The organism is Streptomyces sp. URMC 129 (assembly GCF_051386415.1).
Classification (GTDB): domain Bacteria; phylum Actinomycetota; class Actinomycetes; order Streptomycetales; family Streptomycetaceae; genus Streptomyces.
This window is the reverse complement of the sequence record NZ_JBPQTQ010000193.1, coordinates 1-7,818: the sequence shown is the minus strand read 5'-3', so window position 1 is coordinate 7,818 and position 7,818 is coordinate 1. Positions and strand designations below refer to the sequence as shown.

The following is a 7,818-nucleotide window of genomic DNA, read 5'->3' as shown; positions in this document are numbered from 1 at the left end:
CGTTCGCCCCGCCCCTGCCCCTGGTGGTGAGGATATCGGCGGCAGGCCCCGCGCGTTACCCGGAATGTTTCACGGAGTGCATATTTTCTCCGGACTCCGGCCACATCCGCGTCGGCTCCCGAGCGCTCCTACGGGTGGGGTCGGCGTCCCGCGGGACCGGCCCCTGGCGCCGGCCGGCCCCGGCAGGCGTCTCCGCGCCGCCTGCTCCAGCGGGAGGCTTCATTCGCCTTTGCCGACGAGCGTGGTCTGGTGCGTGCAGCACGTGTGGTTGTGGTGTCCGGTCAGGTATTGCACGGGGCTGCCGTTCGTGGGTGGCCACATAGCGGCCGTGGCCGAGGCTGGGCCAGCACTCGACGAGGCCGGAGGAGACACGGGTGTGGGCGGGCAGGCCCGTACCCAGGACGTCGGAACGTGATCAGGGATCGCGGGTCGCCGGTCAGGTCGGTTGGCATGCCGGGGTCGGCGGGCAGAACGGAGAACGGGTCCGGCCGCGCGTGCCACGGCCGCACGGGGGTGCGGATGTCGGCGTTTCCCGGCCGGACGTCGTACTCGCCGTAGTCGAAGACCACCTCGAAGCCCCATGCGAGGTCGGAAGGCAGCGGGCTGATGCCGCCGTCGGGCGAGACGTATCCCGACGGTTCCCGTACCGGACGCGCCCCGGATGCAGTGCGGCGGTGTGGGACCGCCCGGTCTCCGGCCCGGCGAGGGCGACCCCCTCGGTGTCCTCCCGCCGGTAGCCCCAGGACTGCACATCACCGCGGGGGTGCAGCACCGTCTGCAACAGCCACTCGGCGATCCGGCCCGCGTCGTCCGGGTCGCTCACCCGGCCGTCCGCGGTCTGCCCGTAGATCCGCACCACCGCGTCGGCGCCGATCACCCGCCAGAAGCGTCGCGTGGCGGAGGCGTGCCAGTGCTCCACCCGCGCGAATGGTCCCTCCTGGCGCAGGTGGTATCGCCGCACCCGGTAGGTCACGCCGCCGACGGCACGGGTGTCCGGCACACCGGCCGCGGGCACCAGCTCCTCGCCGTCGAGGAGGAAGACGTCACCCTCGTCGTAGCGCGGCACGCCCTGGGAGGTGCGCCGGGTAACGGAGGACAGTCCGCCGAGGGAGAAGCCGTGCCCGAAGACGCCGTTGCCGCCGGCCGAGTCGTACACCAGCGCCAGGCGGGGCTCCGTTCCCCGGCAGGGAGAGCAGTTCAGGGGCAGCGTGACCGACAGCCGGCCCGTAGCCGCGTCCGCGATCACGCGGGATCGACCCGGTAGGTGGTGATGACGGCGGCGTGGTCGGAGGGCCACTCGTTGTACCAGACACGCCTGGGTTCGGTCTTCCAGTCGGGGTGCTCCTCGGCGGGCGCGGGCACTCCCGTGACGTGGACGCGCGAATCCAGAACGGTCAGCTTCTTTCCCCTGTGGAAGATGAAGTCGATGCGCTCCTGCGGCTCGATACGAGGTTCGCGCTTGTCCGCGAGCCACAGCGCCGTCGGGGACCATGTGGCGCCGGGCCATGCCTGCGGATCCGGGTGCACCGCGCGGTAGGAATCCTGGAATCCTTTTCGTTCCAGAACCTGGGTGGCGCGGTAGTTGAGTGGTTTGCTGGTCACCTCGGATACCCAGTCATGGTGCGAGGGGCTGTTGAAGTCCCCGAGCACGATGACGGGGCACTCGTCCGCCGCCGCGATATATTTCTTGATCTTCTTGAGAATTCCCTCCTTCATCTCGTGGCCGCACCTCGAGGCCTCCTCGACCTTCTGGACAACGGTGGTGAACCTTTTCTCCCCGTTCCGCTGAGCGTGCGGGCCGTAATGCCAGTAGGCGAGATGAACACAGCACACCTGGACGGTCAGGCCGCCGAGGGTGACCTCGGACCGCAGGAATTCCTCGTCGTATCCGCTGTTGTCCAGGTCGATGGGATAGCGGCTGATCACGCCGATGTCCTTGTCCTCCCCGGCATCGGACTTGATCCTCGGGTACTCGTGGTAGTACCACCCCAGCCGCTCGGCGAGCCGCCGCACGGTGCCCGGCGCCGGGTGCTCGTAGCGATGCACCTCCTGGAGCGCGACGATGTCGACGTTCTGCTCCAGCAGAACGCGCGCCACCTTGCCCAGCCCGTTGCGGACGATCGTGGCGTCGTACCACATGTTCAACGTCGCCACTCGTAGCTGATCGACCAGAGTGGCCTCCGCGCTCCGCACCGGGACCGTCACCGCCACGCTGGTCCCGACGCCGGACCCGGACCCCGGTACGCCGGCGACGACGACGATGTGACCGCTCCGGCCCGCGAACTCACCGGGCGGCGTGCCGCTGATCACGCCATCTGCGGAAACGTCCAGCCATGCGTCGCCGCTGTGCTTGGCAAAGGTCACCTGCCTGCCGAAACTCTCCAGAATTCCGCCGACCTTGATGCTGCACTCCTGGCCGACCACCACGTTCGCCGAGACGAAGGATTCCACGAGAAAATAGGGATCGTGCGTCAATTCGAGGGATAGAGCGGTCGTCAGAGGGAGGATCACCTCGGTCTTCTCGCAGTTCACGGTTTCTTCCGCGATCCCGATGAGCTTGACTGTGTACCGTCCCGGGGAAATCGAATCCTTGCCCTTTTCGGTGGAGATCCCGGAGAACCTGACGACCCCAGCCCGGCCGGGAGCGTACTCGAACGCCCGGTAGTTCTTCCCGGTGCTGCCCTCGGGGTAAAGGCACACTCGGTTGTTTCCCGGTGTGTCGGTCTCGTAGTAGACGAGGATATCGGCCCCGAGGCTGATCCTGCCGGGAGAATAGAGGGAAATTCTGTTTGGCATCGTCTATCCCCTGTGGTTTCCGCTGCCGCCTTGTGCGCGCCCCGCGCCTCAAGGCCGACTCTGCGGCACCACGCCGACCACAGCTACACCGGCACCTCCGAACGGGGCAACACCCCGGCGCGAACGCGAGGCGGAGCGGAACGTTCTCTTGGTCCGAGTACCCCCAACGGGTCACCCAGACCAAGAGATCGGGTCGAGCGGCAAGAAGAGCGGCGAGAGCTGACGGTGAGGTGGTGGCTTCGCCGGCTCGCCGCTGCTCTCCCGGCGGGCGACACCCCGCCGGGGGCACAGGCCGGAACAGTGTCCGGCAGGCGCTTGTCCGCCCGCCGGTCGAGTGCGTAACCGGCTTGGGGCGCGTGCCGGGTCCGGTCCTCGGCACACCGGCGAAGAAGCGCGCTGCCCCGCCGCCGTGCGGCGGGGCCCGGGCGGGGGCGGTGGGGCCGACCGCGACCGGTGGCCGGGGTCCGCCGATCTTCCGGCGGTCTCAGTGCGGGAACGCCTCTTTCAGCAGCTCCAGGAGTTCCTCGCGTCTGGAGTGCCAGCGCTCGGCCACCGCGCGTGGATCGTCGAGCCGGCGGACCAGGTCGAGGTGTCGGGAGGCGTGGTTCTCCACCTGGGGCAGGTTGTCGGAGATCTGCCCCGCCGCGATGCGGCGCCCCACGTCCGCGATGAGCTGGGCAAGGTCCGCGTGGTGAGCCGACTGGAGCGTCCAGCGCAGCGTTCCCGTCCGGCGGAGCAGGACCCGTGCCTCGTCGAAGAGAAGGCGGATCGCCGCGGTGGGGGGAGCCAACTGGAGCCCCTCCGCGGAGTCGAGGACGAGGAGCGACCGCACCAGCGTCACGTCTTCGTCCTGCCACGCACCAACCCGGTCCGCCGGGCGGGCGTCCTCCGGCCGGGCCCGTCTGACCTGGCGGGCCGCGTCCACCCACCTGGAGGCAGCGTTCGCGTCGATGCCCGCCTTGACCCGCAGACTGCTCTCGCCGAGCTCCAGCACGTGGGCGGCGGTGAAGACCCCGGCGGCGATCAGGGGGCCCGGGTGGACCTTGTGGCTCTTCCGCAGCATGTCCACCACCGGCGTGGTGGCCAGCCGGTCCTGAACGCTCCGGTCCCGTTTCGCGTACGCCGCGTCGACGACGTCCCTCTTGGCGTCGCGGACCGTCCTGGCGATCTGTTTCAGGATGGCCGGCTCAAGAGCGAGCTGCTCCTTGAGCCACTGCCGGGCCAGTTTCCGGTCGAACGGCCCGGGCGCGGTCGGCACCGGATCCGGGATCACGCATTCCTCCTCTGGTCACGGTCGTACCGCGGGGGTTCGTTCCCGGACGGTGAACCCGCCATGGTCCGCAGCAACGCCATGAACGCGTCAGCCCGCACGCGGGGCGAGGGCGACCGTACGTCCTGGGCGATGTGGCCCAGCGGGTTCGCCCGCTCGGCCTGGTAGACACGCAGGCGTTCCCGGTGTGCCGCGTCCCAGTCGTGCAACAGGCCGGAAACCCGGACCCAGAACACCCAGGCGACGGGGAGCACCACAAATCCGCCCGGCACCCGGCCCAGGTCGTGCACCAGTACACCCCCGACGACCGGAAACGCGACGGCGGCACCCCCCGCCAGCAGCACGATCAGCACAGCGGCCTTGCGCACCGGCGCGACGCCCCGGACGGCCGACGGCGACAGCGGCGGCCGGTACGCCCCGCCCAGCCGCCACGCCCCGGGAACCTTGAACACCGCGGTGACCAGGGACAACGTGGCCAGAATCCCGGACAGGGTACGCGCGATGGCCGGTTCGGCCGCGCCCCACACCAGCCAGCTCACGGCGACCATGGCCGCACCCCACACCGCGAACCACGCCACGGCCCGCAGAACGGCGCCGCACCGGCTCGCGGCGGACAGTCTCGCGACCTCGGCGGCGGCCCACCCGCGGTCGTGCTCCAGCACGGCGGTGTGCATCATCCGGCCGAAGAACTCCCGCTGCCGTGCCTCGACCATTTCCTGGGCCGTCCGGCGCGCCTCGGCGACGGCGAACGCCGTCATGTCGATGCGCAGCAGTCGGCCGACGGGGCTGTCCGGGACGCCGTGCCGAGCGACCAGCCAGTCGTACCACCCCACCGTTCCCGGCGTCGGCGGCTCCAGCCGCCCGGCCGCGGCCCGGAGCGACTCCCGGGCGTCCGCACCGGGCAGTACCGCCGCCAGCAACAGCCCGCGGGCCGGGCCGCGCGCCCACTCCCGCACGTCGTCCGGCAGCGAGTCGTCGGCCTCGTCGACCAGCCGCCACCACGCGGCGCACGCCTCGTCCCACGCCTCCTGCGTCCCGCGCAGCGGGTGCAACGCGGCGAACTCCGACAGCGCGTCGAGCAGCGCGCCCCCGCCCAGGTCCTGGTAGAGCCGGTGGGCGGGGCCGTCGTCGGCCAGCCGCCCGGCGAGGCACGCCTCGGTCAGCCCGGCCAGTGTGACCCGCTCGCCGCGCCAGACCGGCTCACCGTCCCGGTCCAGCCACGCCAGCAGACGCAGCAGCTTCACGTCGGGCGGCAGTCCGGGGTCGGTCAGCCACCGGTCGACCAGCGCGAGGCGCCCCTCCACATCGTGGTGCGCGGGGTCGTCGAACTGCCGAAGCCACGTCAGCAGGCTCCGCCACCCCTCGGCAGGCTGGTCGGGCGTGCCCATGGTGTCGAAGAACTGGCGGCGAGCGGCGTCCCACTCCGCACGGATCGTGGCAGCCAGGTCCGGACCGGACACATGCGGCCTGCCGGCCAGTACCAGCGGCGTGCGCCGCCGCGTCGTGGCCGACAGCTCGGCGACCTCGGGAGCCCCTCGGACCTGACCGGCCAGCGCCGCGCGGAACCCCGGATCGTCGAGGAGGACCCGGCTCTTGACGGCCTCCAGCCGACGATGCCGCCAGTTCCGCGGGGCGGCCACGACGACGCCCAGCAGATGCCCCCTGGCGAACAGCGCGGCGCCCGACATGCCTTCCCAGGGCGACTGCCCCGACGCCAGGTCGGGCGAGACGTCCTTGACGTCCAGCACGTACCGGTCCCGCACGATGCCCGATCCCGGACGCAGCGCGCACTCGATGTGCTCGGTGTCCAGTCGGCCGCCGCCCTGCCAACTCGCGCGCGGGAAACCGATCACCTGGCAGTCCCCGATGGGCGCGTCGTCCGACAACCGCCCCCAGGACACCGGCCGTAAGCGGCTCGCGACGGCCGGCCTCAGCAGGTCCCGGTCGGCCACCAGCAGCGCCGCGTCACACCATTCGTCATGCCTGCGCCACACGACGCGGCACACCTGCTCACCCGCGCCGCGCACCGCCACCACCCGGGCGCTCTCCTGGCCGGCGACGACGTGCGCGGCCGTCAGCACAACCCGGGGGGCGAGCAGGTATCCGCTCCCGGTCCGGCCGCCGAGCACCGCGGCCACCCGCTCATGGCCGGGCCCCGTGGCCGGGACATCCCGCAGCGGGCCGGTCACGGCGCACCCGCTCCGGCCAGCCCGGTCGGGTCCCCCTCGCTGTCCGCCGCGATGAGCAGGGGCCGATGGGTGTCCGTCCGCCGGGGAGTCAGAGTCACGGACACCCGGTGGGTGCGGGCGCGGCCGGCGCCCGCCTCGGTCTCGGCGGAGATGACGAGCGCGCGGATCCCGCCCCGGACGCGGGCGTCCTTGCGCAACTCGACGCTGAACTCCATCTCGATGGGCCCGACCTCGAACGCCACGTCGCTCCCCGCGCCCTGTGCCGCGGCCCTGAGCAACTCGTCACGCACGCCCTGGACCGCATGGGCGAGATCCAACTCTTCGAAGGCCACGCTTCCCCCAAGCTCTTTCCCGGCCTTGCGCCCTCCCCGTACCGTTCCCAGCCTACTGCGCGGCTCGGCTCCCGGGGACGCCGGAGCGGCGAACCAGCCTGTGGGGAGCCGGAGTTGGCCGGGCGGGGGAGCACGCCTCGCCGAGGCCTCTCCGTTGTCCGTGCAGTCCGTGCGGATGCCACGGGCGACGCGCCGGCGCTGCTCCGGTTCGTCCTGGACGGACGGCCCACAGCCCTGCGCGGGGCTGGACACGGGTACGGGGAGCCGGGGACGGTCTCCGGCTCCACGAAGCTCGCCGTGACGGGGAGTATGGGCGGAATGCGTGACACCGGTTTGGCCGTCGTTTGGTCAGCCTCCGGAGACAGCAGAGGCCCGACCGCGTTTCCGCAGGTCGGGCCTTGATCATCTGGTACCCCCAACGGGATTCGAACCCGCGCTACCGCCTTGAAAGGGCGGCGTCCTGGGCCACTAGACGATGGGGGCCGGTGGGGGACGCGAAAAGCATAGGGGATACCCGGAGAGATCGGCAAAACGATTGGCCTGGCCGTCTTCCCCCTCGTTCCCCGCTCCCGGCGTTCCCCCGGGGACCCGGGCGGGCGGACAATGGAGGGGTGCTGGAGATGACGCGCGAGGAGTTCGAGGAGCTGGTCGGCGAGGCGCTCGACCGGATTCCTCCCGAGCTGACGCGGCTCATGGACAACGTGGCGATCTTCGTCGAGGACGAGCCGCCCCCGGACGTCGCCGGGGACGAGCCCGAGCTGCTCGGGCTGTACGAGGGCACGCCGCTCACCGAGCGCGGCGAGTGGTATGCGGGGGCGCTGCCCGACCGGATCTCCATCTACATGGGGCCCACCCTGCGGCTGTGCGAACGGGAGGGCGGCGGCCGGGAGTTGGTCGTCGAGGAGGTGGAGATCACGGTGGTCCACGAGATCGCCCACCACTTCGGCATCGACGACGAACGGCTGCACTCGCTCGGTTACGGCTGATGTTCTCCGTGTCCTCCGTCCGGGTGCGGGAGTTGAGGTGACCGGAAGCCGACCGACGACCCCGTCCCTCCCGGAGGTGGCCCCACCGTGCGCCGTCCCAGCCGTCCCAGCCGTTCCGCCCCCGCCGTCCTGGTGCTCCTGACGTCCGCCGTGGCCGCCGCGCTCGGCGGGTGCGTCAGCGTGGAGCCGGACCCGGCGGACAAGCCCGCCTCCGAGGTCGGCGGCCGGGCGCCGGGGGAGGAGCC

The 7,818-nt window shown here is 71.5% G+C and carries 6 protein-coding genes, 1 tRNA gene and 1 pseudogene; 1 reads left to right on the top strand and 7 read right to left on the bottom strand.

What is annotated here, in order from left to right; all coding sequences use genetic code 11:
• Positions 1 to 281: 281 nt before the first annotated feature.
• The 7 genes and pseudogenes from ACSNOC_RS26220 to ACSNOC_RS26190 all read right to left on the bottom strand — a co-directional run bounded on the left by ACSNOC_RS26220 (position 282) and on the right by ACSNOC_RS26190 (position 7,070).
• Entirely contained in the window at positions 282 to 569 is a 288-nt protein-coding gene (locus tag ACSNOC_RS26220) for a hypothetical protein (protein ID WP_436750053.1), read from the bottom strand.
• 59 nt (positions 570 to 628) lie between these two features.
• Positions 629 to 1,246, bottom strand: a pseudogene (locus ACSNOC_RS26215) (SpvB/TcaC N-terminal domain-containing protein); the annotation flags it as partial.
• Positions 1,243 to 2,796 carry an endonuclease/exonuclease/phosphatase family protein gene (locus ACSNOC_RS26210; RefSeq protein WP_436750052.1) on the bottom strand — a complete coding sequence of 518 codons (1,554 nt, stop codon included), beginning with the start codon at positions 2,794 to 2,796 and terminating at the stop codon, positions 1,243 to 1,245. The gene ACSNOC_RS26210 and the pseudogene ACSNOC_RS26215, both read right to left, overlap by 4 nt.
• A 484-nt stretch (positions 2,797 to 3,280) precedes the next feature.
• Positions 3,281 to 4,069 (bottom strand): hypothetical protein, encoded by a 789-nt coding sequence (locus ACSNOC_RS26205; protein ID WP_436750051.1) that lies wholly within the window; start codon positions 4,067 to 4,069, stop codon positions 3,281 to 3,283.
• Complete coding sequence (locus tag ACSNOC_RS26200) at positions 4,066 to 6,255, bottom strand: trypsin-like peptidase domain-containing protein (protein ID WP_436750050.1); 2,190 nt, start codon at positions 6,253 to 6,255, stop codon at positions 4,066 to 4,068. Before ACSNOC_RS26200 ends, ACSNOC_RS26205 begins: the two co-directional genes overlap by 4 nt.
• Positions 6,252 to 6,587: a trypco2 family protein gene (locus tag ACSNOC_RS26195; RefSeq protein ID WP_436750049.1), complete on the bottom strand. Its 336-nt coding sequence runs from the start codon at positions 6,585 to 6,587 to the stop codon at positions 6,252 to 6,254. The genes ACSNOC_RS26200 and ACSNOC_RS26195 overlap by 4 nt, the downstream gene beginning before the upstream one ends.
• A gap of 407 nt (positions 6,588 to 6,994) precedes the next feature.
• Positions 6,995 to 7,070: transfer RNA gene (locus ACSNOC_RS26190), tRNA-Glu, on the bottom strand.
• A 128-nt stretch (positions 7,071 to 7,198) separates the two neighbouring features.
• Here ACSNOC_RS26190 and ACSNOC_RS26185 point away from each other — a divergent pair.
• A complete protein-coding gene (locus ACSNOC_RS26185; RefSeq protein ID WP_436750048.1) occupies positions 7,199 to 7,573 on the top strand; it encodes a metallopeptidase family protein in 375 nt (124 codons plus the stop codon).
• Positions 7,574 to 7,818 lie beyond the last annotated feature (245 nt).

Coding starts and splice junctions, on each gene's coding strand:
- ACSNOC_RS26210 (WP_436750052.1), bottom strand. CDS start 2,796: ATGCCAAACAGAATTTCCCTCTATTCTCCCGGCAGGATCAGCCTCGGG.